Below are 26,937 nucleotides of genomic sequence, written 5' to 3'. Positions count from 1 at the left end.
TTCTCATCTTTTCATAGTTATTTCAAAAACATCTTGAAAAGTATAAAAACCTGCTACAGTTTTTAATGCAAATTCTGCAGACTTTAATACTCCTTCAGCAAATGTCCTTCTAGATAATGCCCTATGAGATATACTTATTACTTCTCCTAAATTACCAAAATATATGGTATGATCTCCTGGTATATTCCCTAATCTCAATGATGATATATTTACATCTTTTCCTATAACCTTTTTAATCATCTTAGCAGTTCCAGATGGTTTATCTTTTTTAAATCTATGATGTGTTTCTGATATTTCAATATCAACATCATCTAATAATTCATTTGCAACTTTTACAAGTTTTAAGAGTACTTGAATACCTAAAGAAAAATTATAACTTTGTATAACCGGAACATTCTGGGCAATTTCATGTAATTTTTTTAACTGTATTTCACTTAATCCAGTAGTACCAATAATTAAAGAACAATGGAATTTATCAACATATTCAATAGTCTTTTCAAATGCTTCTGGTAATGAAAAATCAATTAACACTTGTGGTTTTTCTAAAAATTTTTCTCCAGTATTATCATATGAAAAAACTAATTCATGACCTTTTTCAGAAAATAGATTGTATATTTCATTTCCCATTCTTCCATTTCTTCCTATAATTCCATATTTCATAATATATTCATCTCCTCAAACAAATTATCAATTACCTCTTTTCCTGATTCGCTTATTGGAATTAATGGTAATCTTAAAATATTTTTACAGTATCCCAGTTTAGAAACTGCATATTTAACAGGAATAGGATTAACTTCAATAAATAGTTTTCTCATTAAAATGTTATACTTATTATTTATTTCTTGAGCTTTTGCATAATCATTATTTAAAATTGACTGAGTTAATTCTTTCATTTGGTTTGGCAAAACATTTGAAAAAACGGATATAACTCCATCTCCGCCCAATGCCATTAATGGTAATGCTTGATCATCATTTCCAGAATATACCTTCATATCTTTAGGTTTTTTTGATATTAATTCTGCAATTTGAGAAATATTCCCACTGGCTTCTTTTATTCCTATAACATTTGCATTTTTTTCAAATATTTCTATAGCAGTATCTGGTAATATATTTCCTCCTGTTCTTGAAGGTACATTATATAATATTATAGGAAGATCTGTTCTTTGTGCAACATATGAAAAATATTCCACTAATCCTTTTTGTGTTGATTTATTATAATATGGACTAACAATAAGTAATCCATCAGCACCAGATTTTTCCGCTAATTTATTATTATGTAAAACATGTTCTGGATTATTTGAGCCTGTTCCAACTATTACAGGAACTTTTTTATTTGTCACATTAACTACTGTAGAAACTATTTTTTCTCTTTCATCCTCATTAATAGTAGGTGCCTCACCTGTAGTGCCTAATACAATTAATGCATCCACATAATCTAATTGAAAATTTACAAATTCTTCTAATGCTTTGTAATCAACATTATAATTTTCATCGAATGGTGTAATAATTGCAGTTCCAACGCCTTTAAACATAAATATCCCCTCCTTGTATTGTTGAAAAATAATCATCCAATGTTTGTGCTCTTCTAATCATTTTAAATTCATTTCCATCATATATAAACTCTGCAGATCTAAGCTTACCATTATAATTAAATCCCATAGAATGGCCGTGTGCTCCTGCGTCGTGTATGATTAAAATATCTCCTTCTTCTAACTCAGGTAATTCTCTATCTATAGCAAATTTATCGTTATTCTCACATAATGAGCCTACAACATCATATTTTTTAAAGTTACCTTCTTTACCCAATACAGATATGTGATGATATGCTCCATACATTCCTGGTCTCATTAAATTAGCCATATTTGCATCTACACCAACATATGTTTTATAACTTTCTTTAATATGTAAAACCTTTGTAATTAAGTATCCGTGGGGACCTGTGATATATCTTCCATTCTCTGTAAATATTTTTGGTTTAAATTCTTTAAAATGTTTTTCATACAATTCTTTTATATTATTGCTTAATAAATGCAAATCTAATTCTTTATCATCTGGTTTATATGGGATTCCAAAACCACCACCAATATCAATAAACTCATATTCTATATTTAATATATTAGATAATTCATTAACTGCTTTGAATATTATCTCTGTATTTTTTGCAATCAAGTCTTCATCTAATGTATTTGATACGAGCATTGCATGTAAACCAAATCTTTTTACTCCTATATCTTTCATCTTTTTATATCCTTCTAACAATTTATTAAAAGGCATTCCAAATTTTGAATTCACTGGATCACCAATTATTTCTGTTCCAAAAGCTTCTTTAGGGGTATATCTTATAGAAGCTATTTTGGGAATTCCAACTTCTTTAATAAATTTATCAATATGACCTATATCATCAAAATTTATTATAGCTCCTAACTCATATGCTTTTTTATATTCTTCTATAGGTGTATTATTTGAAGTAAATAATATATTTTCTCCTGTAATATTAACCATTTCTGACAAATATAATTCTGCTAATGAACTACAATCTGTTCCACAATTATTTTTTCCTAAAATTTTTAAAATATAAGGTGTAGGGGTAGCCTTAACAGCAAAATATTCTTTAAATTCACACCAAGAAAATGCATTTTGTAATTTTTTCAATGAATTTAATATTCCTATTTCATCATATACATAAAATGGTGTTGGATATTTTTTTAATAACTGGTGTATTTCATTTTTAAAAGGAAATTTTTTCATATTTTCACTCATCTCTTTTATTATTATTTAATTCATAATGTTTTAATAATATTCTTACAGCATTTGTTGCAGCTCCAACTCTAACATTATCTGCTACAACCCATATTAAAAAAGTTGTTTCGTCCATTTGCCTTAATCTGGAAACATATGTAATATCTGATCCAGCTATGTTTATAGGAGTTACTAAATCATCTGTATATACTACATTATCTACTGAAGATAAAAGCTTTTTAACATCTTCTAATGTTGATTTCTTTTTTACCCTAAAAGTAATACTTTCAGAATGTCCGTATAATACAGGAACTCTTACAGCTGTTGGATAAACTTTAATACCATAATCATCATATATTTTTCTTGTTTCATTTACCATTTTCATTTCTTCTTCTGTAAATCCATTTTCTAATACAGGTCCTATTATCGGTATTACATTATTGTTTATTATTTCTGGAAAATGATTTATATTATTTATACCATTTTGTTGATCTAATAATTCTTTTATACCTTTATTTCCAGCTCCAGAAACTGCTTGATAAGTGCTTACAAAAATTTCTGAAATCCCTAATTCTTTTTCTACATTTCTTAGAGCTAATACCATTTGAATAGTAGAACAGTTAGGATTTGCAATAATTCCTCTATATCCTTTTATAATATCTCCATTTATTTCTGGAACAACTAAAGGTATATCATTCACCATTCTAAAAGCTGAAGAATTATCTATTACAGTATTACCATATTCACTCGCAATTGGAGCATATTTTTTAGAAACGGAACCTCCAGCAGAAAATAATAAATAATCATATTTTTCTTTCATTTTTTCTTCAGTTAATTCTTCAACATAATATATTTTATCTTTAAATTTAATCTCTTTTCCTTCAGATTTTTTACTTGCAAATAATCGCAATTCATTAATATCAATATTTTTTTCTTCTAATACCTTAACCATTGTTCTTCCAACTTCACCTGTTGCACCAACTACACCAACTTTCATATTCTCCCTCCTCTAAAATAAAATTGGCCTTCCGCATGGGAAGGCCAATATTTGAAATAATATTATATATAACATATTATCCCAAACGGCTCTCCGCATGCAATCATGCGACAGTCGCATAGGTATTCCCTATACAACCAGGCATGTAAGACGGGTAAATCTTACATCCTTCGGCAACCTCGCCTTTCACCTACCCCAAGCCTACCCAAGCGATAGGTAGATTACTCATCTCAGTTGCGCCTCCGTTTGTTCGTAAAACATATTAACTTTTCCGTAGTTTAACAAATTAAATTTAAGATTTATTTTCTTGGTAGTTATATTTATGTTAATACATTCATTTTATTTTTATTTTATTAACTTTTACCTTTATTCTTTTCATTCTCAAGCGTTCTATAAATCTAATAATTGGACATCTCATTTTCCATTTTTCAAAAAAAGTCATTATATCCTCCTGATTATTTTTTAATTTTGTTTAATATATTATATCACAAAATCTAAAATAAAAAAAGAGCAGGAAATCCTGCTCTTCCTGGCGGAGAGAGTGGGATTTGAACCCACGGACGGGTTGTGCCCGTCACACGCTCTCCAGGCGTGCGCCTTAGACCGCTCGGCCATCTCTCCATCTTCACAATATTAACTTTCCAACATATTTTATCATAACTTTTGCTTTTAGTCAAGTGTATAAATTAAACATAGGTTGTCCAAAAAGTTAAAATCGTTCAGACAGCTTGATTGCAAATCTTTAAAAATTATTCATTCCCAGCCGTCGTTCAGATTTTGCATCCATGCAAAAGCTTCACTCAAAAAAACATCCTGTTTTTTTGACGGCTTTCATTCATAATTTTTAAAGGCAATCTTCGAGTCTTCACTTCTTTTAAACTTTTTGGACAGCATAATTAAACATATTTAGAATATTTATTAAACTATAATGGTTTAATTTTTGATTCTAATTTTTCTTCAAATTCTTCATCATATTCAACTTCTATTATCTTACCATTTTTTAAACTAATAATATATCCTTTTTGAGGAATTCCAAAATCTTTTAAAAGATACATATAAAATTGTAATTGGAATTTATAATCTTCTATTTTATTTGGATTATTTAAATCAGAATATTTATAATCTAATACTTCTATATTATTATTTTCATCAAATACAACTCTATCGGGCACCCCGAAAATCATATATTCTCTGTCATTTATGACCTTTCTTTTTACTAATCTCCACTCTGTTTTAAAATTTTTATATGAAAATAATCTTTTTATTAAACTATTATCTAATTCTTCTGGTAATATTTTTAATTTTATTAAATTTTTTATCTGGCTAAAACTATTTATACTTTCCATTAAAGAATGTAATTCAGTGCCTTTTAGAATAAATTCCTGTTCTGAAAAGAAATCATTTAAATCTACTTTTATATAATTTTCATCGGTTAAATCTTCACTGTTTTCTTCTCTTTTTAATTCATTGATAATATATGTAGGAGCAATGTACTTTTTATATGCAAAATCAGTTAAATCTTTTAGATTTTCTTCTTTAATATCTTTTATTTTATCTTTTATCTTTTCTTCTTTGTGTTTTATTTCATATTTTAAATCGTTAAACGAGATAATATCTATCTTTTCATATTTTACCTTTTTAAATAAGTCTGATAGTGTATTTGATTTATTTTTTTCTTTTTCAACAATAATAGGAATTAACATTTCTTTTGGTCTTGTTATGGCAACATATAATAATCTTAATTCTTCTGTATCCTCTAAAAATTTATTAATGTCAAACATCTTTAAATACTTTTCACCAAGTTCTATTTTTATCTTATCTTGCATTGATAATGATGAAATATCCATGCTTTTTATTTTTTTCAAAAAAAGTTTTTTTAAAACAAAATATCTAATATTATTATCTGGAAGAGAAAATTCAACGCTTTCTGTAGAGATTTTCATATCTTCATCAATTTTTTCTTCGCTATCAATTTGTGATTTTTTATCTAATCCGCTTAAAATCACAATAGGAAATTCCAATCCTTTGGACTTATGAATGGTTAAAACTCTTACAACATTTTGTTTTTCATCTTCAATTGCCGCTTCGCTTTCTGTGAGTTCCGAGGTCTTTCTAAGTAATCTAATTAATTCAGAAAAAGAAACAGCTAAAGTATTATACTTTTCTGCTTCATTAATAAGCTTTTTAACATTAGCAATAGCATAATGTGAATCTGGTAAAATAGTCAATTTTGAAAAATAATTATTTTCTGTTATTAATCCTTTTAATATTATAGTTGGTTTTAAATAATATTTTAATTCTACATATTTTTTTAATACTTCGAGCCCTTTTCTTTCTGCTTTAGATAAAATATTTTCTTTCTCTGCTGTTTCATATAATGATTTATAATTCTTTTCTTTTTTGATTTTTACTAATTCATTCAATTTTTCAAAATTCATGCCAACCATTAATGACATCATATAACCTGTAAAATTAAAATCATTATGTGGATTTTGCACAGCATTCAAAGCCGAAAATACTGTTTGCACCTCATTTTTATTATAAAATGATTTACTACCTAATATATAAAATGGTATATTATATTTCTTAAAAGCATTTCTTATAGGTTCTTCGGAATTTTTGAGTTCTTTAACCAAAACAGCGATATCATTATATTTAATTTCTCTTTCTTCAAAAATTATCTTCCCATTTTCTCTTTTTCTAAATTTCATCTTTTTTCCAATTAAGGAATTTATAGTTTTAGCAATAGTTTCATATTCTACATAACCTTTATTATCTGTATTTTTAGAAACAAATATGTATTTTATTCTATATTTATCATCATTTCCAATTGAGGGAATAATATCATTTATAGTTTTCTTTTCATATTCTGATCTATCTTTATCTTCACTATATAATAAATTATTAAAAACATTTTTATATTCAGCATTATAATAGCTTTCTAATAATTCTTTATTAAATAAAACATCTTTAGAAAAAGCATTTGCAAACTCAACTATAGAAGCATTGGAACGTCTATTTACATTTAATTGAAATCTACTATTTTCATCAAATTCTTGTTCAGTTACAGCAAAAACAGATACATCAGCTCCTCTGAATCTATAAATAGATTGTTTTCTATCTCCCACATAAAATATATAATTATTATCATTATGAATCTTATCAAATAAAGCTTTTTGGAGAAAATTGGTATCTTGATATTCGTCAACTATTATATATTTAAATTTTCTTTGATATTTTTCTTTTATTCTTTCTTCATCAAGAGTTTCAAGTGTTTTGTCTAAAACGCCTTTAAAATCAAATTGATATTGGTCGTTGGTATATGAATAATATATCTCTTGAGCAATTAAAACCGCTATTTTAAATAACCATAATACATCATTGAAATCCTTATTAATCAAATCGAATTCTGGAACAGAACTTAATTTCATTTCAGTTCTCCAGTTTTTTAAAGTATCTGATAATACCTTTTTAAAAGTATCTAATTTCAATTCTTTAAGAATATATTTCAAAGAATTGGAAAATTTATCTTTGTTGTCAATTATTTCTTTTAAATATTTCTTGACTATAAATTTTCTGTCATTTAGGAAATTGGTTAATTCATCTAAATCATTTTCGGGGTTTTCATATAATTTAAATAATATTTTTAAAGTATTATATACAGCTTTTTCTATTTCTATTTCCATTCTTAATTCATTTATTATTGTAAAATTCGGATCAACTCCAATTACTATATTATTTTCTCTTAAGATTCTTGAGCAAAAACTGTCTATTGTCATTATCCAGGCTCTATTTAAATTAGTTTTTATTTGTCTCCAATATTTATAATTTTTTCCTTTTTCTAATTTTTTATCAACTTCTTCTAATATTCTTTCTTTCATTTCTCCTGCGGCTTTATTAGTGAATGTAACTGCTAAGATGTTTTGAATAATATCTGCATTATTTTCTTTTTCATATTTTTCTAATATTGCTAAATAGTATTGAGTTATGGTATATGTTTTTCCTGTTCCAGCAGAAGCAGATATGAAATAATTTTTATCTAAGTTTTTTTTCATTTCTTCTATATTTAAAGTATTAGACATTATTTCCCACCTCTATTACTATTAGTAATATGACCTCTATTACTTAAGGAATAATTTCCAGACCATAATAATAAACTGCATAGTTTATGATATTCACAATAGTTCCCATTTCCAACTATACAAGAATAGTATTTTTCATTTGAATTTTGTACATTATACCCTTTATCTTTTAAATAATCTAAAAACCTGAGTTTTAAATTTTTCGCTTCTTCAATAAATGCCGGTAAAAATTCAGAGTTTCTAATAGAATTAATAATATCATTAAACCAAATCTCGAATTCCCTTAAACTTATTTGTTCATAGGATGTGGAATTTCCGGGATATTTTATATATATAGATTCATTTTCTATTTTTATCCATTGCAATGATTTATATTTCCCATTTATCTCACTCATTGGTAAAAAATTGAGAAAAACAGAGTGATTTTTAATTTTCTCTCTCCACTCTTTATTATTCAATAAAATTAAATAATAGAAGAATAATTGTTCTGATTGAAAGCTGTTTTTGTTTTTATAATCAATAATAGAATAAGATGTTTTTTCTATTTTATTTAAAGGTTTTAATTCATTTTTTTTATTATATTCAAGACGCAAATCTTCATTTAAAATATCTATTCTATCTATTCTTGAAAATAAAGTATGATTGTTATATTCTCCAAAAATAGAATATTCACTTTTTAATACTTTATCATATAAGATCGTTTTTTCTTCTTTATTTTTTCCTCTTGAAGATCCGAAATAAATATATGAAATTATTAATTTTTCAATTACATTGAGAACTTCGACGGATATTTCTTCTATTTCAATTTCTTTTACTATTTTATATGTTTTTAATTCTTCAATCCCAGAGTTATCCCATACATCATATGCGATATTCTTTATTTCATCATATAATTCATCCATATTTTGTAATTTTGATTTTATTTCATTATAATTAGGATATTTATCAAATAATTTTTTCATTATTTTATGTTTTAAATTCCCAACATAAAAAACAGAAAAATCTTTATTTGTTTTTATTTTTGCTATATAACTTAAATAATATTTGAATGGGCAATCTACATATGTAGATATTTTATTATGACTGATTTCTCCAATATCATATTTATCATTTAATATCCACTTGTTATTATTCTTTTTATTATTTAACTCATTAACTTCTTTAATAATCTCATTAATTTCATCAATTTCAGAATCTAATTTATTGTATGTAAAATATAATGCAGCCTGATCAAATGAATATATTTCATCAGAAGTTTCTGGAATAATTTCTTCACTTTTTGAGAAGAAATTATATTCATGTATTTTAAATATTTTTTCAAAATCTTTTTCATATGGGGATGCAAGTATTTCTTCTCCGGAGAGTGTAGCTTTTGGATATGTGAAAATAACATTATCAGCAAAAATCATGGAAATGTATAAATTTTCCCTAAATTGCAATTCTGAAATTTTTGAGTAATTATTGTTTTCTGTAATATATGAAAGAAGAGGATTTACTCCAATAGAAGGATAATTGTTATCAGTAAAAGATACAAAAATCTTATATTTTTTATGTATAAATCTCGAATCATTTAAGCTAAATATTTCTACAGTATTGGAATATCTTTCAGATATTCTATATTTTTCTGTTTCTATTAAACTGGATAAAATATTATAGAATTTAGAAAGTTTAATATTACCTGTCACTAATTTTTCTAAATTTCTTTCCGTTTTTAATAATAGCTCTTGAAATTTATATAATGCATTTAATTCGCTTTCTACTTTTTCTATATTTTTGAAATTAATTATTCCTTTATCTATCCATTTGTTTAATAAATTTCTATAATAAGATAATTCAAAATCATTTTTATCTATTTCTTCTAATAAATCAAATAACGATTTGAATAATGAATGTACTTCTTCCAATTCTTCTAATTGTTTTTCAAGTCTTTCTTTTTCATCAGAGGAATTAAGTTCATTATTTATTTCATTTATTCTTATTTCTATAGTTTCCAACCATTTATTTCTTCTGCTATTCAAGGTGGATTTTGGAAAGTCATAGAATAAATTTAAATTTTTTAATATATTTTCTATTTCATCAATAGATAATGTTCTTTCACCCCCATAGCCTGTTTCTATTAGAGCTATTAAATCATTGATTTCATATCCAGAATATTTTGTTTTTAAAGGCAATAATAGTTTTGAAACAACCAAACTTTCTGAAAGAGGTATATCATTTTTCAATCTATAAGGTACATTTAACTCATCAAAAAACTCTGCAAATGAATTTGCAGTTTGGCTATCAGAAACAATTATTCCAAAATCTTGGGGTTCGTAATTTTCATATATAATTTTCCTTTTTATTTCTTTAGCAATATTTTCTATTTCCAAAATATTATTTTTAAATTGTGATTTAAAAAAATTGGTTTCAGAAAAAATGTTTTTTAAATCCCCTATTTTGCTATTAAAAATAAAACCATTATCTTTTAAAAATAAAAGTATTTTGTTTAGACTATCAAATGATTCATCATTTACAGGATTCCATGCCAAAAAATATACATTATCAAACATATCAAATAATGTTCTTAATACGTTCATTAAAATAGGAGGTAAATCAAAAAATCCTCCTATTACTAAAGTATTTCCTAATTTATTCTCTATTTTAGAAAATTCTTCGTAGAACCACTTATATACACTTATTTGATCATAATTTTTGTTTTCTATTTTTGAATTATCAAACTTTGCATTTAAAATATCTTCCAATTTTTCTTCTAAATGTTTATATAATTTTAATAAGCTATCATCACTTTCTATATCTTTATCTATTTCTGAATATAATTCATTTTTTTTAATAATCTCCTTATCGGATATTCTAGAGATTTCCCATTTTTTCTCAAAAATTTCTAGTAAATATTCAATTGACTGTTTGGATTTTGAAAGAGTTTTCAGATAATTTTTAAATTCAATATTATTTTTTTCTAATTCAATTAAATCTTCTAATTCTTTTGCTATATACGCTTTTAAGAATTCTCTATCTATAAAAAGTGAAGAAGGTTCGTATTTTTTAAATAATTCCACTATATATTGATTTATAACTCTAAATGCATCTCTGTTTAAGGTTTTGTCTATTTTTCGAGCAATATTTTCTGCTACTTGCTTTACATAATCACCTGATGGACCAATAAATAAAAAATTCAAAGGTTCTTTTTTATATAATGGTAATATAAAATCAGCAATTCTATTAAAATGTTCTTTTTCTAAATCTATCAATATTGCTTTTTTCATGGTTCACCTCTCGTTTTCAACTTTAAATACATATTAATAATAATTTTATTAAAAAAATTAACATTCTATCTTAATAAATTATATCATCTTATTTATAAAAGTCAAAGTGATGAAGTTATTATGCATAAAATAAAACTCCCTGCAAAAAGCAGGGAGCTTATCAATTATTTCTTATTTTTATTTTGATCATAACCTGTTAAATAAAAATCTATTCCTTGTGCTGCCTTGTGTCCATCAGCAATACCGTGAATAATATCCGGACCATGTACGATATCTCCACCAGCGAATAACCATGGAACACCAACAACATGATTATATTCATCAGTTTTTATTCTTCCTCTAACGATTTCGATTTTTTCTTTAATTTCTTCTGGTAAGTATGAATAATCCGGCATTTGACCTATAGATTCTACAACCATATCAGCTTCTATTTCTAATATTTGTGATTCATCATATTTTGGATTAAATCTTCTATTTTCATCGAATATTGATAAAACTTTCTTAAATCTTGCTTTTTTAATCTTATCGCCATCAGTTACTATTTCAATTGGTCCCCAACCTGGATGGAATATTACACCTTCTTCTCCACCTTCGTGTTTTTCATCCCAATCAGCAGGCATTTCATCTAATGTTCTTTCTAAACTTACAACATGTACTTCAGATTTTCCATATTCAATATTTTGTAATCTAACCATTGTTCTGGCAACGTCCATAGCAACGTTACCTCCACCAATAACAACTAATTTTTTAGGAATATATGGTTTTGGTCCATCTCCTATAATGTAATATTTCATTTCTTTTAATACAACCATAGCTTGTTTTACCATTGGATGTTCTGTTCCAGGAACTCCAGTTGATCTTCCCAATGTAAACCCTGAAGATAGGAAAACAGCATCATAGTTGTCTTTTAATTCTTCTAAAGTTACGTCTACACCAACTCTTGTATTTAATTTGAATTCTACGCCAAGCGATTCAATATATTTCCAATCTTTTTCAAATGATTCAAGAGGTAACCTATATACAGGACCACCGTAATTTAGAACACCACCAGGTCTTTTTTCTGCTTCAAATACTGTAACTTTGTATCCCATTAAAATTAAGTAATATGCTGCTGATAAACCTGCTGGACCCCCACCAACTATAGCTATTTTTTTATCTACTTTTTTGATTATTTGTTGTTCATGTTTTAATACTTCATGATATTCTTCAGCAGGAATTTGATCAACAATGTATCTTTTTAACCATCTTATTGAAACAGCTTCTCCTCTATGACCTATAGTACATGCTGTTTCACATCTGTGAGTACACATTTTACCACAAACTAAAGGTAATGGATTTGTTTTATATAACCATCTTAAACCTTCTTCTACATTATCATCATATACTGTTCTAATATAGTCTGGAATATCCATATGTGCTGGACATGTTTTTGTACAAATTCCACAATCAACACATCTTGCGGCTTCTTCAATAGCTTGTTGTTTTGAGAAACCTTTTACAACTTCAAGGAATGTTTTCTTTCTTGTATCTGCATCTAATATTTCCATTGGAACTCTTTCTAAATCCAACAATTCTGAATCTTCTGTTCTTTGATATGCTTTTTCAACTTCTATATGATGTATTCCATCTTCTTTTGGTAAAAAGAAGAATGAATTTGGATCTTTTGATAAATGAACATATTCCTTTGACATATTCAATGAACCTGTAGTACAAATATCAACACATAATCCACAGAAGGTACATCTTCCATAATCAAATGCAGGTCTTTCTGGTTTTGAGCCTTCTTCATCTGGTAATTCTGGAATTCTTATCATATTAATAGCTTCTGCAGGACATATTTTAGAACATGTTCCACAACCTATACATTTTTCCCAATCATTTGTATGAAATCCTCTATAATTATCTGCAGCTTCTCTTGGATTATCTATTATATCTTCTAGAGGTAAAGTTACAGGTTTCTTAGTTAAATATTTCCAAGCTTTTGCTGGTGAAAAGAAACTTTTATTTATTTCAGACATTTTCTCACCTCACCTACCTATCAATTTCTGGAGCACATACGCCCATAGTATCTAACCAGATTGCAACATCATCAATTCTTGTGCCTGGTAAATATTTTTCAATTCCTAATAATCCTTGTGGATATGAAGCTCCTCTAACTGCAATTCTATATGGCATATTTGAACCATCAGATACTATATAATATCCGTATTCTCCACGAGCACATTCAATATGACTGAATACTTGTCCCTTAGGTACTCTCCATCTTAAAGCACTACCTCTTGAAATCCTTGCTCTTACTGGACCTTCTTTTGGCATTTTATCTAATACCTGTCTGATTATTCTAATACTTTGCTGTATTTCTTTATATTTTATAGTTAATCTGGTATATGCATCTGAATATGTTGCAGTTGGTACTTCAAATTCTACTTCATCGTATCTTGCATATGGATCAACTTTTCTTATATCATATGGTTTTCCTGAAGAGGATCTTAGGCCTATACCTGTAACTCCTAATTCCCAACAAACTTCTTCAGGTAAAACAATATTATCTACTGTTCTTGCTTGAACCATTGGATTTTTTAAGATTAAATCATCATATTCTGGCAATCTTTTTTCTAGGTAATCTAAGAAATTTTCTATTTTCTTTTCAATTCCTTTTGGTAAATCTTTTCTTACTCCTCCAGGAACAATATACATGTGATAAACCCTTGCGCCTGTTATTTCTTCAAAAATATCAAGTATTAAATCCCTATCAGCAATTGCCCAGTTTGGACCTGTATATAATCCTGTAGGACCACCTATTCCACCTAAAGACATTAAGTGATTTGCAATCCTTGCTAATTCTAAAATAATCATTCTTATCCAATGAGCTCTTTCAGGAACATCTACTTTAGCTAATGTTTCAACACCCATTGCATAAACCATTTCATTTATATCAGGTTCAGGAACACAAATTCTTGGTATTAAAGCAAGATTATTCATCCATAATCTTCTTTCCATCAATTTTTCAAATCCACGATGAAGCATACCAGGTAATGGTCTTGCTTTTTCTACAATGTCACCATCTACATATAAATGAACACTAAAGTTACCATGCATACCTGGATGATTAGGACCTAAAAATAATTTCACCTGTCTTTTCATTCTGCTTCACCTTCTTTCGGAATGAAATCAACTTTATATTCTCTAACATCAAATTTCTTCTTTGAATATGCTAATGGATCAAAATCTTTTCGCATTGGTGGTAAATCATCCCATAATTCAAGGAATAATTCTTTTTCATGATTTGGATTACCTTCAAATTCTACTCCAAAAAATTCATGAACATCTCTTTCATACATTTCTGCACCAGGATAAATATTTATAACTGTTCTAAATTTAGGATTATCTCTATCAATTTTTGTTCTTACTTGAATAGTTATTGAATTATCCCAATTCATTAGTATATATACTAATTGAAATTTATTTTCTTTTATCCAGTCTACACATGTAAGTATCGTTAATTGCTTCCAACCTTGAGATTTTAAATAAGCCAAAGCAGAGTGTACTTCTTCATTTTTAAAATCTATAGCAATTTGATTCTTTTTTACTATTTCTGTGTTTTCAGGATTAAATCTAGATTTTATATCCTCAATTATATTATTCATGAAATTCATCTTTTACATACACCTCCCCAAGGGCGCGAACCTGATTCTTTTTGTACCAATCATAATATTTTTGATATCTTTTCCAACCAAGAGCCTCACCTTTTTTAATCATATCCATTAATTTTTTAAATCCACTCATTACAGCTTCTGGTCTTGGCATACATCCCGCAATATATAAATCAACTGGTAAATAATAATCTAATCTGGAAATAACTGCATATGAATCATAATAAACTCCACCATTTAATGTACATGATCCAAAACCTACTACATATTTTGGATTTTGCATTTGTTCATATGTATAAATAATTCTTCTTAAAGTTTTTACACTTAAATATCCAGTTATTAATAAAACATCTGCTTGTCTTGGAGTAGCCATTGGAGCCATACCAATTCTTTCCATATCAAATCTTGATGTCATTGTTGGAGGCAATTCCATAGCTCCACAACCTGTACAATAGTGAAGCATCCAAATAGATTTACTTCTGAATATATTTCCAAATTTTTCCCAGAATGTCAATGTATCTCTACAATCCAATTCATTAACATCTATTTCATTTATTTTTTCATTTTCATTTAAAGCCATATGCTCACCCCCAAACCGGTGAATATTATAATTGCTGTTTGAATAAATGCTAATGCTAATGGAACTTTATAATAAAATGTTACTAATTGATCAATTTTAAACCTTGCAACTACAGAAGCAATCATGGTTGCTAACATATATACTACAAAATATTTAATTAAGAAAGTAATTATAGTTCCTCCGCCCATAAATAAATTTACAAATAGGCCTACTTCTACAAAAGTTGCAAATTCATGTTGTAACATCAACATTCCTAAATGTTTTCCACCATATTCTACCAATGGACCAGATGCTATTTCAGCTGGAGCTATAGGTGTATCAAATGGTTTTTTACCTAACATACCCATTAATGATATAAATCCAACAATTACACCTAAAGGCATTCTGAACATATTCCATCCCATTATACCCATAGTTTGTTGTGCTTCTGCAATTGCGTGAATAGAAGCAGTTTTATTTGCATATATTATTCCAAATACAGTCATAATATATGGTAATTCATATCCTAGCATTTGAGTTAATGCTCTCATAACACCAATACTAGCCCATGGGTTTCCTGAGCCAACTGCACTCATAGCCATACCCAAAGAACCTATTGCTAATAAATAAACTATAACAAAAAAGTTATCAAGATTTTTGAAAACAATTAAGTTTCCAGCAGGAACAAAAATTAATGTTGCAATTGTTCCACCTAGAGCCATTAAAACACCAAAATCATATATAAATCCGTGTGATATTGAACTTTTACTCCATGCTTTAAACAAATCTATAAAATTTTGGTACCAAGGTGATCCAACTCTTCTATGAATTCTGGCTGTAACCTTTCTTTGAATACCAGATAATGTAATCTGCCAAAAAAATGCTAATAGTAATAAAGCTACAGCTAAAAAGAATGTGCTCATATTTTATCACCCCACATTATTATTGCAGTCATCACTAACGAAATCCAAAATACAGTAAATGCAGGATTTTCATTAAAGAACCATGTTTTTACTAATAATCCAAATTCGTGGAATCTCAATGCAATTGCATCATAAAATTTCTCTACCGAAGGATGATTTTTATATAATCTTTCAAATGGTGCGTAATAGTTTGATGAATAATGATATTTGTCAGGATCATAAATAAATTCTCCACCGGTATATGTATCCATTAAATCCACTGATTTTGCTTTTGGTAATACAAAATAAATTACAGCTGCAATAATGAATCCAATAGTAAATACGAGAGTTACAATCCATGAATCCCACATACCATTAGGAGTTAATATTTTAGTTCCATCAATTTGAAGTGGAGTTAATCCAATAGTTTCTTGTATTTTTGCAATGTATTTTAACATTAATCCTGGATATACACCATATAATATTGTTAAACCAGACATTATTAACATTGGTAATTGCATCCAAAATGGAACTTCTTTTATTTCTTTGTGTTTAGGAGATAATTGACCTAAAAATGCTCCAGCTAATGGTCTGAATACATACATAAATGATCCTACACTACCAAAAAATGCTGCAAAAGCGATGAACATATTTCCTTTTCTCAATAAACCTTGATATATTAACCATTTTGAAGCAAATCCACTCATTGGTGGTATACCAGCTAATGAGATAATTGCAACTAAGTATGCTGTAAAGGTTACAGGCATTCTTTTGATTAATCCACCCAATTCAGATATTTTTGTGGTTCCTGTTCTATATGCTACTGCAGCAAATGAAAGGAACATTGCACCTGAAGCCATAGCATGATTAAATACATGCATCATACCACCTGCAAATCCTGTTTGATCAACCATTGCCAAACCTATTAAAATATATCCACTGTTACTTACTGTTGAATAAGCTATAAGTTTTTTTGCATCATCTTGTTTTATAGCCATTAATGTTCCAATGATAATACTTATTGCACCAAGAATCATTAATATGTAATTTTCATATGGATTATTTATTATTTGTACATGATTTGCAAAAACTTTTGATGTTGGTAATACTGCAGTCATTAAAAACGCTACAAAACCACCCATTTTTACAAGACCACCTGATAATACAGGTGAGAATGTGTGTGGTGCATTACCATGAGCTATAGGTAACCATGTGTAAAATGGGAAAATACCCAATTTCGTTAATCCTGCCATTACTATTAAAAAGAAGAATAATACTGCAAATTTAGGATCACTTGACATATTTTGAATATTTGATTGAATATCAAATGTTCCATATTTTACATTAAGCATTAAAATTGCATATAACATTGCAAAAGAACCTATTGTACTAATTCCATAATATACAACAGATGCTCTTCTTGATTTACCTAAAGGAATAATAAACATTGATGACCAAACAACTAATTCCCAGAAAATAAATAGTGTTAAAAAGTCTTTTGCATAGAATACACCTAAAGTACCACCTAAAGATAATAAATAAAATAGGTTATATGCTGAAGGGTGTATTACTTTTTCCATCCAATATGGATTAAAGAATGAAACCATTGAATATACTAAAACCATTACAATAGAGAAAAACCATGCATAATTAGAAGTTACTAAATTCAATGAATAATTTCCATAATTAAAAACGTTAAATACTTCTCCTGATGAATCTTTTAGTGAATAAACATAAAATAAAGCTACCAAAGAAATAATTACAGTAAGCCATGCTCCAGCTTTGTTATTTACTTTACTTACAAAATAGGTTACTAATCCGCCTAATAATATGAACAATATTAATGTATTCAAAGCCATGTCACATCCCTCCCGGTATATTGGAAAGGTAATTGCTTATACCTTGTGTTATGAATTCTGGATTAACACTTATATAAATGATAAATAATCCTATAATAACTGCTAACACAGCATAAGCAAATGTGTTTTCCAAAGAAAGTTTTGTTGTATATTCGTCTTTTGATTCTTTTCCTTCTTCTCCAGGGTTCCATAATTTAACTAGCATTCTAATATAATAAATTCCTTCTATTAAACTGGAGAATAAAATAAATGCTGGTAACCAATAGCTATTGATTTTAAATAAATTTGTTAAAGCAAATATTTTTACATAAAATCCATAGAATATTGGCAATCCTACTAATGATAATGCTGCTATACTAAAACCAAAACCTATTAATTTATGTTTTTTAAATAATCCCTGTAATTTTTCAACATTATCTGTTCCTGTATAAACATACATCGCTCCAGCTATTGTAAACATTACTAATTTAGCAAAGGCATTATTAGCAACTTGCATCATTGCTCCGCCAGTTATTCCAGTTAAAAATAAAGTTGCAATTAATCCAGCTTGTCCAACACTTGAAAAGGCTAATGTACTTCTGATATTTTTTTGTGAAAATGCAGCTATTTCGCCAAAAATAAATGTGGATACTGTTACTGCAAGCAATATAGTTTTTAATGTGCCATCTAATGTAAATACATTTGTAAATAATCTTCCAAATACCATAATAGCTGCTGTTGCATATGCAGAAGCAAATATTCCACCATTTAAATCATTTGCATTTCCATAAACACCTTTAACCCATCCATTAAATGGAATTAATTTTGCTTCAACGGCAAAACCTGCAAATATAAACGTGATTGATAATAAAAGTACATTGTTATTTACTAAATGTAATTTTGATGCCATATCTGACATATTTAATGTTCCTACTGTTGAATATAAGAATATAATACCTAATAAATATAAATTAGAACCTAATGCACCTAAAATAATATAGTTGAATGTACCTTTATATTTTTTTGTCATTGTTGACATTATATATGCTGATATTGATGCTATTTCTAAGAAAACAAATAAATTAAATAAATCTCCAGTTAATAACATACCATTCAATGATGCCAATGAAACTAATAATAATGTTGAATATTTTTTTACTGATGGTAAAGAAGATACTACTGAGAATGCAAATACAATGTTTAAAATTATTAATCCAAATATTGAATATTGATCTGCAACTAAGTTAATACCGAAAGGAGGTTTCCAACCACCAATTATTACTTCAGTTTCTTTGAGGAAAAATGCAGATATTAAATTAAATAAAATTCCAAGAATTAGAAAACCTTTGTCTGCTTTTTTAAACATTACTGATAAAAATGCAAATAATAATGGTATCGCAATTAATAAGACAGGATTAATCATCGCTTTCACTCCCTATCTCGTCCATTTCCAAAGTTCCATGTTTTTCATATATTTTCCTTACAACTGTTAAAGAAAGTGCTGTAACTCCAACACCAATTACAATAGCTGTAAGTACTAATGCTTGTGGCAATGGATCTACGAAATTATTATTTGTTGATGTAGCGCCTTTAAATAAAATTGGAGCAATTCCATCTTTTACATAACCTGTTGAAACAATAAACAAATTAACTCCAACTTCCAAAACATTTAAAGCTACTACTAATTTAATTAAGTTCTTTTGAGTTAATAATCCATATATTCCTATTAATATTAATCCAATAAATAAGTATTGTATCATTTATTTCCCCTCCTCTGAGAGAAAATCTGAGATTAAATTTGAAAGCTCAGATCCTACTTTTAATCCAACAAAAATGTATATTATTGGAACAATTCCTGCACTAAATAAGTTTCCTACAACTCCTGTTGGTAAGAAATTGTATAAGAAATAACCACCTAAGGATAATCCTAATAACCCAAAAATCAAATATAAACTTCCAGCTGTACCTTCCAAAAATTTAAATGCTTTAACTTTAGTTTTGAATTCATCATCTGAAATGTAAAACAATAATACAGCTGATGCAATCATAGAACCTCCTGGGAATCCTCCACCAGGTGTTAAATGCCCATGAATGAAAATATATACACCTGTAATTAATATTATTCCTGCAATAACCCTGACTGCAGATCTTAAAATAAAATTAGGTGGTGTTTTGAATTTCATTCTTGATTTTCCACTTAACAACAATCCAACACCTAAAGCTGAAACGAATAATACTGTAACTTCTCCTAAAGTATCAAATGATCTGTAGTTTACAACTATTGATGTAACCATGTTTGCTGAACCACTTTCGGCATCTTTAGTTTGATTATATATAACTTCGGATTCATTTCCATTAACACTCTTTTTTATAAATTTATTTGAAACTCTTTCTGATAATTTTGCTTCTCCAAATTTTGGAAATAGGTTTCCATTACCAGTAGAATATAAATTTGAATAAATGAAAAATCCTAAAACACCAACTAATAATACCGCAATAACTCTTTTCATCATTTTTTATCACCAGCCTTTTTTAAAGAAAAAAGGGTAAAGATAAACACTGCAGTAACTAAACCTGATCCTATTACAGCTTCTGTAATAGCAACATCTGGAGCCTTCATAAATACAAATGAAACTACTGATAACATACTTAAAATAGATAAATAAATAATTGAATTTATTAATTTTTTTGATTCAATAGCCATGAATGCAAATATTAATAAAGCAAATCCAACAATAATTTCAATTATCTGCATTTTCATCACCTCTACTTTGGTAGAGTTCGTCTAAATCATTTTTAACTACTTTAAATGGTTTTGCACCATAAATATAAGAAGCTTTTGCTAAAACAGAACTTCCTACAGGGTTTGTAATTGTCAAAAATACTACAATTAATAAAGTTTTTACAAACCATTCAGGTTGAGCTATCCCAACACCTAAAACTAAAGAAAAAGTACCTAATGTTGTAGCTTTAGTTGCAGCTTGAAGTCTATTATACACATCTGGCATTCTGTATAATCCTAAGCCACCAAGAACATAGAAAAGAGCACCTATTATCATTAATATATATCCTATAGCACTCATTTTTTCCCCTCCAAATAACGGGCAATAACAACTGTTTCTAAGAATGATAAAGCCCCATAAACTAATGCAATGTCTAAATATAAATCACTTTTTAAAAGAAATGCTATAAAAACTATTGATCCTGTTATTATTACATTTAAAGTATCTACAGCTACTATTCTATCTGGAGTTGTAGGACCAAAAACTAATCGTAAAACAGAAAAAAATGCTCCTATGATTATTAAAGTACCTATCAAAATATTCATCTATAAATCCCTCCCAAAATTTTCTCAAATTTACTTGAGACATGTTTTTGATATTCTTCGGGAGTTTCACCTTTTACATCAATCCAATGAATATAGATATAGTCATCGTCTGCATCAATAGATAAAGTACCAGGAGTTAATGTAATAGAATTTGCTAAAGTTAATTTTCCAACATTTCCTTTCAGTTTTGTAGGAATCTTTACAAAACCAGGATTTAAAGGTAACGCAGGATTTAAAACCCTTGCTGCAACATCAAAATTTGCCTTTATCATTTCTACTATAAAAACTGGTACATAAACAAAAATGAAGACAAATAGTTTTGGTATAATTGTAAAATCAAAAGAATAGTCAACTACTTTTGAGATTACTCCAGCCAAAACCAGAGAAACTATCAAACCTGTGAGTAATTCTGCACTGCTAAAACCTGTTAAAGCAATCCAGATAACCCACAGGGTTAGAAAAGTTGATAAATACTTTTTCAAAATACTCCCTCCTTTTGAAATATTGTTTGTGAAAAAAATCTTTATTTTTATCAAAAGATATAGTATACTAATTAATTTTATGCTTTTCTTATAATATTATTAGCTTCTTTGAGCTCTTGTGAAATTATTCTTTTTCCATCGGATAAAAGTTCTAAAACCAAATTATGTTTTAATTTACAATAAACTATGTTACCTTTTTTCTCTTTTAAAATAATACCGTTTTCTTCTAAAAGCTTTAGATGTTGAGATATACTGGATTGGCTTGTATTTAATTTCTCTGTAATTTCTAAAACTGATAATTTTTCTTTACTTAGAAGCTTGATTATTCTTAATCTAATCGGGTGAGATAAACATTTAAAAACATTAGATATCAACTTACATTCATCCAAAATATCATCTCCCTATTTAAAGATTAATGGAAAAAGAATATTAGAAAATTCTAATATTATTATAATACAAAAACCTCAATTGCTAAAATAAAGATTTATAATTATAATTGAGAATAATACATTTTAATTATTATTAATTAGCAATAATCAAGAAAATATACAAAAAAAATAAAAAAGAGCGTTTTTTACGCTCTTTAATTGTATCTTTACAGCTTTTTAAATGAAGACTTTTTTTATCAGTATTAAATATTTCTAAATATTAATGGCATCACCTGTTTTTTTCTAGACACTACACCTTTTAAAAAAGGAATATTTCTTTCAAATTTACATTTAAATATTTTTTCTGCTAATTTGTGTTGTCCAGCGACGAAAATATAAGATCCCTCTTTCAATACATCGGTCAATAAAAAAAGGAATAATATATAATTTCTTTCTTTTGCCATTTTTTTCATACTTTTAAGAATTTCATCCTTTTTTGTTAATAACTCTTCTGAAGCAATAACTTCAATTTGAGAAACTGCAATTCTTCCCCGGGAAACCCTTGATTCTTTAAGATCAAGAGTTAATATTTCTTTTTCAGAAAAACCTTCAAGGTTAGTTTTTGCCCTATACATTTCTATTCCATATTCTATAGGATCTATTTCTAAGTATTTTGCAATTTCATTAACCACTTTTTCATCTTCGAGAGTTGTAGTAGGGGATTTTAATATCATTGTATCTGATAATATTGCTGACAACATTAATCCAGCAATCTCTTTTGGAGGTTTAATATTATTTTTTTTATATAAATCCCAAATAATAGTATTTGTAGAACCTACTGGCCTTATATGGGCAGTAATAGGTAATCCTGTTTCTAGTCCTCCCAACCTGTGATGATCAACAATTTCTAATATTTCTGCTTCTTCTATTCCATTTACAGTTTGTGATTTCTCAGAGTGATCAACCAGTATTACTTTTTTAGGTTTTGGTCTAATTAAATCATGTCTGGTAAGAATTCCTTTTACTATTCCATCTCCATCTATAACTATGGCAATACCTTTTTTATCCTGCATCAAATCTTCTTCAAAATCTTTTAATATTTCGTCAGGATGTATTGTGAGTGGATTTCTTTCCATAATCCTCTCAACATGAGTACTTAATCGTAATAATCTACCTGTTACATAAGTAGGATGAGGGGAAATAACTATAGGGATTTTTTTATTTTCTGCAAGTTGAACGATCTCTTCATCTGGAATAAAGCCACCGGTTATAATTAAACAACTTACTTCTTTTTCAATAGCTATTTTTTGAACATCTTTTCTATTTCCAGTAATTAACACATCATCCTTTTTTACATATCTTTTTACTTCATTTGATGTCATTGCACCAATTATAGGACATCCTTTTAAATTTTTATTTTCATCTCCAACTATCAATTTCCCATTCATTGTTTTTATTATGTCTTTTACTTTAGGAGGATTTTCTTCCAGAGTAAAGTTTTGTATTTCCTGTAAAAAATTTCTGGCTAATTCTCTTTCTGTTAATAATCCTATAAGTTTTTTATTTTTATCTACAATAGGAATACTTTTCACATGTTTTTCAAGCATAGTATTTCCTATTTCATATATTGTCGATTCTTTATCAGCAACAATAACTTCTTCAACCATTACATCTTTTACTTGAATATAAACATGATCTAAAAATTCTGGTTGTGGAATGTTGAAACGTTTTAAAACAAAACTACTTTCAGGATTTATTTCTCCCAATCTATAAGGTACATAATGATTTTCATTATCAAGTTGATTTTTTAAATACGCATATGAAATAGCTGAAGCAATACTATCTGTATCAGGTCTTTTATGTCCAATAACATAAACTTTTCCTTTCATATTTCCCCTCCAATTTTAATTTAACGGAGATATTATATCATAAATAAATATATTTTCAAATAATAAATCGACATCAATTAAGATGTCGATTTATTATTAGTTATTCTTCAAATTTTTTTAATTCTCTATTGAATTTTCTTTCTTTTTCCAGCTTTTTTAGCTCTTCCTCAACCTCTTTTGCACCTTCTTCATAATATTTTTCTTCTTCAGGATCTAATTCTTTTAATAATCTTAAAAATTCACCTGCATGAACTCTTTCTTCATTTGCAATATCTGTTAGCACTTCTTTAGCTAGTTCATTATCTATAGATTCTGCTAACTGCATATACATTTGAACGGCTTCATATTCAGCTGAAATAAAAAATCTTATAGCTCTGATTAGTTCTTCTTTACTTAATTTTTTATCATTTTTTAATCCAGAAAATGGATTTGCAAATTCAGGCATGCCATCCCCTCCTTTATTCATTTTCACCAAGTAAAATTGTTATACTTGCTTTTTTAGTTAAATTTATATGTTTTGTAGCACTTGGTGTTGTATTCCATAATTGAGTTACGTCATCATCTCCCGGTTAAAATTATATCACAAATAAATAAAAAATGATGGCTAAAAGCCATCATGGTATATCTATAATAAATAAATAAATATTATCAGGATTATTTTTATTTATTATTTCTTCAAAATATTTATAATCATCTATATGTTCAAATTCATTTCCGTCATGATAAACTAATCTCCATTCTTCTGGGTAAGCATATGAACCATTTTCATATCTTCTTATATTTTCTTTTAATTGATTCAATATAAAATCATCTTCAGGAACTTTTCCTTCAAATCTTACAATCATATTTTCTGAAGCTTTTTTTAATCCATCATACATAGAAATCATTTCTCTTACTGTTTCTTCAAATAATTTTTTTTCTTTGGAATAATTAATACATGAAGAAACATTATGGTCACCATATCTTCCAGCTCTTTTAGATGCTTCAATATATGCTTCGTTTTCATTTTCAACAATTAAAATCAATCCATATGTATACATGAAATTCCTCCTTCTATTATATAGATTAAGGCGGGAGAACCCGCCTTAATTATATCATAACCATTCTCTTTCAAAGTATTCCGTATGTAACAAGTGATGTGACTTTTCGCTTAATGGTTTTCCTAAAAATTCTTCATAGATTTTCTTAATTGCAGGATTTTCATGTGATTTTCTAATAGGCTTATTTCTATCAATTTTATTTATTGCCTCAGTTCTCTTTTTAATTATATTGAAGTCTCCATGATGATAAGGTTGTCCTCCACCACCAACACAGCCGCCAGGACATGCCATTACTTCAATCATGTGTACTTCTATTTTTCCTTCCTGAATATCTTCTAATAATTTTCTTACATTACCTAATCCGTGAGCTATACCTACTCTAACAGTTGTTCCTTTTATATCAACTTCAGCTATTCTTACACCTTCATAACCTCTAACCGCTTCAAAATCTACATTTTTAAGTTCTTCACCGGTAATCCATTCATAAGCAGTTCTTAAAGCAGCTTCAGCAACACCACCGGTTCTACCAAATATATCAGCAGCACCTGTTGATTCACCTAATGGACTATCATATTCTTCTTCTGGTAAATTTTGGAAGTTAATACCAGATTCTCTAATCATGTCTGCCAATTCTCTTGTTGTAATTACATAATCAACATCTTGATACCCAGAATCTCTTAATTCTTCTCTATTTGCTTCATATTTTTTTGCTAAACATGGCATTATTGAAACGACAACAATATCTTTAGGATCTATACCAGCTTTTTGAGCATAATATGTTTTAGCAATTGCACCAAACATTTGTTGTGGCGATTTTGCAGAAGAAGGCATTTCCAATAAATTCGGGAATTGATGTTCTAGGAATTTAACCCATCCTGGACAACAACTTGTTAACATAGGTAAATATCCACCATTTTCTAATCTTTCTTTGAATTCTGAAGCTTCTTCCATGATTGTTAAATCGGCAGCAAAGTTAGTATCAAAAACCTTATCAAAGCCTAAAACCCTTAATGCAGCAACTAATTTTCCTGTTGAAATAGTTCCTGGTTCATATCCGAATTCTTCACCAATCGCAACCCTAACTGCAGGGGCTGTTTGAACAACTACATGTTTTTTAGGATCTTCTATTACATCCCATACTTGATCTATATATGATCTTTCAACCAATGCACCAGTTGGACATACAGCAACACATTGACCACAGAAAGTACAAGCAGTGCTTTCTAAAGACCAATCAAAGGTTGGTTTTACAACAGCGTCAAAACCTCTATCCACTGCTGATAATACACCTACTGTTTGAAATTCATTACACATTGTCTCACATCTTCGGCACATAACACATTTATTTGGATCCCTAATTATTGCTGCAGATATATCTTTTTTATGTACAGACATTTTTCCAAAATATGGATTATTATGAATATTTAATTCTGCTGCTAAGTCCTGTAATTCACATTCTCCATTTTTAGGACATTTTAAACAGTCTTGGGGATGATCAGATAATAATAACTGAACTGCAGTTCTTCTTGCTTGAATTGCTCTTCTTGAATGAGTCTTAATAACCAAACCATCTGCAACAGGAGTTGCACATGCAGGTGCTAAATTTCTTCTACCTTCTATTTCAACCATACATACTCTACATGAAGCAGGTTTATTTTCTATTCCGATATCATCCAATTTCATGTAACATAAAGTAGGAACATAACCTCCTATTGATTTTACAGCATCTAAAACTGTATAATTTTCTGGTACTTCAACTTCCTTACAATTTATAGTAATTTTTGGCATATTTCTTCC

24 protein-coding genes, 1 tRNA gene and 1 riboswitch are annotated in these 26,937 nt (G+C 28.0%); all 25 genes read right to left on the bottom strand.

The features are described from left to right. Positions 1–3: 3 nt before the first annotated feature. The 25 genes from JRV97_RS11050 to JRV97_RS10930 all read right to left on the bottom strand — a co-directional run bounded on the left by JRV97_RS11050 (position 4) and on the right by JRV97_RS10930 (position 26,928). Positions 4–660 carry a 4-hydroxy-tetrahydrodipicolinate reductase gene (locus tag JRV97_RS11050; protein ID WP_280998862.1) on the bottom strand — a complete coding sequence of 219 codons (657 nt, stop codon included), beginning with the start codon at positions 658–660 and terminating at the stop codon, positions 4–6. Continuing rightward, the gene (gene dapA / locus JRV97_RS11045) at positions 657–1,532 is read right to left on the bottom strand and encodes a 4-hydroxy-tetrahydrodipicolinate synthase (protein ID WP_280998861.1); all 876 of its coding nucleotides are present in this window, start codon (positions 1,530–1,532) and stop codon (positions 657–659) included. Before dapA ends, JRV97_RS11050 begins: the two co-directional genes overlap by 4 nt. Beyond that, the gene (locus tag JRV97_RS11040; protein WP_280998844.1) at positions 1,525–2,748 is read right to left on the bottom strand and encodes a diaminopimelate decarboxylase family protein; all 1,224 of its coding nucleotides are present in this window, start codon (positions 2,746–2,748) and stop codon (positions 1,525–1,527) included. Before JRV97_RS11040 ends, dapA begins: the two co-directional genes overlap by 8 nt. 4 nt (positions 2,749–2,752) lie before the next feature. Continuing rightward, complete coding sequence (locus JRV97_RS11035; RefSeq protein ID WP_280998842.1) at positions 2,753–3,736, bottom strand: aspartate-semialdehyde dehydrogenase; 984 nt, start codon at positions 3,734–3,736, stop codon at positions 2,753–2,755. A 78-nt stretch (positions 3,737–3,814) separates the two neighbouring features. Beyond that, positions 3,815–3,989: riboswitch (Lysine riboswitch) on the bottom strand. A 277-nt stretch (positions 3,990–4,266) separates the two neighbouring features. Beyond that, positions 4,267–4,357 (bottom strand) — tRNA-Ser (locus tag JRV97_RS11030). Between the two features lie 302 nt (positions 4,358–4,659). After that, positions 4,660–7,818 (bottom strand): UvrD-helicase domain-containing protein, encoded by a 3,159-nt coding sequence (locus tag JRV97_RS11025; RefSeq protein ID WP_280998840.1) that lies wholly within the window; start codon positions 7,816–7,818, stop codon positions 4,660–4,662. After that, positions 7,818–11,081 (bottom strand): PD-(D/E)XK nuclease family protein, encoded by a 3,264-nt coding sequence (locus JRV97_RS11020; protein WP_280998838.1) that lies wholly within the window; start codon positions 11,079–11,081, stop codon positions 7,818–7,820. Before JRV97_RS11020 ends, JRV97_RS11025 begins: the two co-directional genes overlap by 1 nt. 164 nt (positions 11,082–11,245) lie before the next feature. Continuing rightward, positions 11,246–13,099 (bottom strand): FAD-dependent oxidoreductase, encoded by a 1,854-nt coding sequence (locus JRV97_RS11015; protein WP_280998836.1) that lies wholly within the window; start codon positions 13,097–13,099, stop codon positions 11,246–11,248. A gap of 13 nt (positions 13,100–13,112) precedes the next feature. Continuing rightward, the gene (locus JRV97_RS11010) at positions 13,113–14,225 is read right to left on the bottom strand and encodes an NADH-quinone oxidoreductase subunit D (RefSeq protein ID WP_280998834.1); all 1,113 of its coding nucleotides are present in this window, start codon (positions 14,223–14,225) and stop codon (positions 13,113–13,115) included. Beyond that, positions 14,222–14,737, bottom strand: coding sequence for an NADH-quinone oxidoreductase subunit C (locus JRV97_RS11005; protein WP_280998832.1), 516 nt, complete (start codon positions 14,735–14,737; stop codon positions 14,222–14,224). Before JRV97_RS11005 ends, JRV97_RS11010 begins: the two co-directional genes overlap by 4 nt. Then, a complete protein-coding gene (locus JRV97_RS11000; RefSeq protein WP_280998830.1) occupies positions 14,721–15,314 on the bottom strand; it encodes a NuoB/complex I 20 kDa subunit family protein in 594 nt (197 codons plus the stop codon). Before JRV97_RS11000 ends, JRV97_RS11005 begins: the two co-directional genes overlap by 17 nt. Next, positions 15,305–16,216, bottom strand: coding sequence for a respiratory chain complex I subunit 1 family protein (locus JRV97_RS10995; RefSeq protein ID WP_280998828.1), 912 nt, complete (start codon positions 16,214–16,216; stop codon positions 15,305–15,307). The genes JRV97_RS11000 and JRV97_RS10995 overlap by 10 nt, the downstream gene beginning before the upstream one ends. Then, positions 16,213–18,054 (bottom strand): proton-conducting transporter transmembrane domain-containing protein, encoded by a 1,842-nt coding sequence (locus JRV97_RS10990; RefSeq protein ID WP_280998826.1) that lies wholly within the window; start codon positions 18,052–18,054, stop codon positions 16,213–16,215. Before JRV97_RS10990 ends, JRV97_RS10995 begins: the two co-directional genes overlap by 4 nt. Before the next feature lies 1 nt (position 18,055). Beyond that, positions 18,056–19,456 carry a complex I subunit 5 family protein gene (locus JRV97_RS10985; protein ID WP_280998824.1) on the bottom strand — a complete coding sequence of 467 codons (1,401 nt, stop codon included), beginning with the start codon at positions 19,454–19,456 and terminating at the stop codon, positions 18,056–18,058. Then, entirely contained in the window at positions 19,449–19,793 is a 345-nt protein-coding gene (locus JRV97_RS10980; protein WP_280998822.1) for a sodium:proton antiporter, read from the bottom strand. Before JRV97_RS10980 ends, JRV97_RS10985 begins: the two co-directional genes overlap by 8 nt. Continuing rightward, complete coding sequence (locus tag JRV97_RS10975) at positions 19,794–20,543, bottom strand: Na(+)/H(+) antiporter subunit B (protein WP_407081599.1); 750 nt, start codon at positions 20,541–20,543, stop codon at positions 19,794–19,796. Next, positions 20,543–20,788, bottom strand: coding sequence for a Na(+)/H(+) antiporter subunit B (locus tag JRV97_RS10970; RefSeq protein ID WP_280998818.1), 246 nt, complete (start codon positions 20,786–20,788; stop codon positions 20,543–20,545). The genes JRV97_RS10975 and JRV97_RS10970 overlap by 1 nt, the downstream gene beginning before the upstream one ends. Continuing rightward, the gene (gene mnhG / locus JRV97_RS10965; RefSeq protein WP_280998816.1) at positions 20,775–21,116 is read right to left on the bottom strand and encodes a monovalent cation/H(+) antiporter subunit G; all 342 of its coding nucleotides are present in this window, start codon (positions 21,114–21,116) and stop codon (positions 20,775–20,777) included. The genes JRV97_RS10970 and mnhG overlap by 14 nt, the downstream gene beginning before the upstream one ends. Next, entirely contained in the window at positions 21,113–21,361 is a 249-nt protein-coding gene (locus JRV97_RS10960) for a cation:proton antiporter (protein ID WP_280998815.1), read from the bottom strand. The genes mnhG and JRV97_RS10960 overlap by 4 nt, the downstream gene beginning before the upstream one ends. Next, entirely contained in the window at positions 21,358–21,843 is a 486-nt protein-coding gene (locus tag JRV97_RS10955; RefSeq protein WP_280998813.1) for a Na+/H+ antiporter subunit E, read from the bottom strand. The genes JRV97_RS10960 and JRV97_RS10955 overlap by 4 nt, the downstream gene beginning before the upstream one ends. Before the next feature lie 77 nt (positions 21,844–21,920). Then, the gene (locus tag JRV97_RS10950; RefSeq protein WP_280998812.1) at positions 21,921–22,232 is read right to left on the bottom strand and encodes an ArsR/SmtB family transcription factor; all 312 of its coding nucleotides are present in this window, start codon (positions 22,230–22,232) and stop codon (positions 21,921–21,923) included. A 242-nt stretch (positions 22,233–22,474) separates the two neighbouring features. Further along, the gene (locus JRV97_RS10945; protein ID WP_280998811.1) at positions 22,475–24,100 is read right to left on the bottom strand and encodes a putative manganese-dependent inorganic diphosphatase; all 1,626 of its coding nucleotides are present in this window, start codon (positions 24,098–24,100) and stop codon (positions 22,475–22,477) included. Between the two features lie 100 nt (positions 24,101–24,200). Further along, positions 24,201–24,545, bottom strand: a complete 345-nt coding sequence (locus JRV97_RS10940; protein ID WP_280998810.1) for a ferritin family protein — start codon at positions 24,543–24,545, stop codon at positions 24,201–24,203. Positions 24,546–24,714: 169 nt separating this feature from the next. Further along, complete coding sequence (locus tag JRV97_RS10935) at positions 24,715–25,140, bottom strand: hypothetical protein (protein ID WP_280998808.1); 426 nt, start codon at positions 25,138–25,140, stop codon at positions 24,715–24,717. A 54-nt stretch (positions 25,141–25,194) separates the two neighbouring features. Further along, complete coding sequence (locus JRV97_RS10930; protein ID WP_280998806.1) at positions 25,195–26,928, bottom strand: NADH-dependent [FeFe] hydrogenase, group A6; 1,734 nt, start codon at positions 26,926–26,928, stop codon at positions 25,195–25,197. Between the last annotated feature and the right edge of the window lie 9 nt (positions 26,929–26,937).

This window comes from Marinitoga aeolica (genome assembly GCF_029910535.1).
GTDB classification, from domain to species: domain Bacteria; phylum Thermotogota; class Thermotogae; order Petrotogales; family Petrotogaceae; genus Marinitoga; species Marinitoga aeolica.
The sequence above is the reverse complement of the archived record's forward strand: the minus strand, read 5'-3'. Positions and strand labels throughout refer to the sequence as shown.

What these genes read in the sequence shown, in the direction of transcription:
- JRV97_RS11050 (WP_280998862.1), bottom strand. Translation starts at nt 660, where the DNA reads ATGAAATATGGAATTATAGGAAGAAATGGAAGAATGGGAAATGAAATA.
- dapA (WP_280998861.1), bottom strand. Translation starts at nt 1,532, where the DNA reads ATGTTTAAAGGCGTTGGAACTGCAATTATTACACCATTCGATGAAAAT.
- JRV97_RS11040 (WP_280998844.1), bottom strand. Translation starts at nt 2,748, where the DNA reads ATGAAAAAATTTCCTTTTAAAAATGAAATACACCAGTTATTAAAAAAA.
- JRV97_RS11035 (WP_280998842.1), bottom strand. Translation starts at nt 3,736, where the DNA reads ATGAAAGTTGGTGTAGTTGGTGCAACAGGTGAAGTTGGAAGAACAATG.
- JRV97_RS11025 (WP_280998840.1), bottom strand. Translation starts at nt 7,818, where the DNA reads ATGTCTAATACTTTAAATATAGAAGAAATGAAAAAAAACTTAGATAAA.
- JRV97_RS11020 (WP_280998838.1), bottom strand. Translation starts at nt 11,081, where the DNA reads ATGAAAAAAGCAATATTGATAGATTTAGAAAAAGAACATTTTAATAGA.
- JRV97_RS11015 (WP_280998836.1), bottom strand. Translation starts at nt 13,099, where the DNA reads ATGTCTGAAATAAATAAAAGTTTCTTTTCACCAGCAAAAGCTTGGAAA.
- JRV97_RS11010 (WP_280998834.1), bottom strand. Translation starts at nt 14,225, where the DNA reads ATGAAAAGACAGGTGAAATTATTTTTAGGTCCTAATCATCCAGGTATG.
- JRV97_RS11005 (WP_280998832.1), bottom strand. Translation starts at nt 14,737, where the DNA reads ATGAATTTCATGAATAATATAATTGAGGATATAAAATCTAGATTTAAT.
- JRV97_RS11000 (WP_280998830.1), bottom strand. Translation starts at nt 15,314, where the DNA reads ATGGCTTTAAATGAAAATGAAAAAATAAATGAAATAGATGTTAATGAA.
- JRV97_RS10995 (WP_280998828.1), bottom strand. Translation starts at nt 16,216, where the DNA reads ATGAGCACATTCTTTTTAGCTGTAGCTTTATTACTATTAGCATTTTTT.
- JRV97_RS10990 (WP_280998826.1), bottom strand. Translation starts at nt 18,054, where the DNA reads ATGGCTTTGAATACATTAATATTGTTCATATTATTAGGCGGATTAGTA.
- JRV97_RS10985 (WP_280998824.1), bottom strand. Translation starts at nt 19,456, where the DNA reads ATGATTAATCCTGTCTTATTAATTGCGATACCATTATTATTTGCATTT.
- JRV97_RS10980 (WP_280998822.1), bottom strand. Translation starts at nt 19,793, where the DNA reads ATGATACAATACTTATTTATTGGATTAATATTAATAGGAATATATGGA.
- JRV97_RS10975 (WP_407081599.1), bottom strand. Translation starts at nt 20,543, where the DNA reads ATGAAAAGAGTTATTGCGGTATTATTAGTTGGTGTTTTAGGATTTTTC.
- JRV97_RS10970 (WP_280998818.1), bottom strand. Translation starts at nt 20,788, where the DNA reads ATGCAGATAATTGAAATTATTGTTGGATTTGCTTTATTAATATTTGCA.
- mnhG (WP_280998816.1), bottom strand. Translation starts at nt 21,116, where the DNA reads ATGAGTGCTATAGGATATATATTAATGATAATAGGTGCTCTTTTCTAT.
- JRV97_RS10960 (WP_280998815.1), bottom strand. Translation starts at nt 21,361, where the DNA reads ATGAATATTTTGATAGGTACTTTAATAATCATAGGAGCATTTTTTTCT.
- JRV97_RS10945 (WP_280998811.1), bottom strand. Translation starts at nt 24,100, where the DNA reads ATGAAAGGAAAAGTTTATGTTATTGGACATAAAAGACCTGATACAGAT.
- JRV97_RS10940 (WP_280998810.1), bottom strand. Translation starts at nt 24,545, where the DNA reads ATGCCTGAATTTGCAAATCCATTTTCTGGATTAAAAAATGATAAAAAA.
- JRV97_RS10935 (WP_280998808.1), bottom strand. Translation starts at nt 25,140, where the DNA reads ATGTATACATATGGATTGATTTTAATTGTTGAAAATGAAAACGAAGCA.
- JRV97_RS10930 (WP_280998806.1), bottom strand. Translation starts at nt 26,928, where the DNA reads ATGCCAAAAATTACTATAAATTGTAAGGAAGTTGAAGTACCAGAAAAT.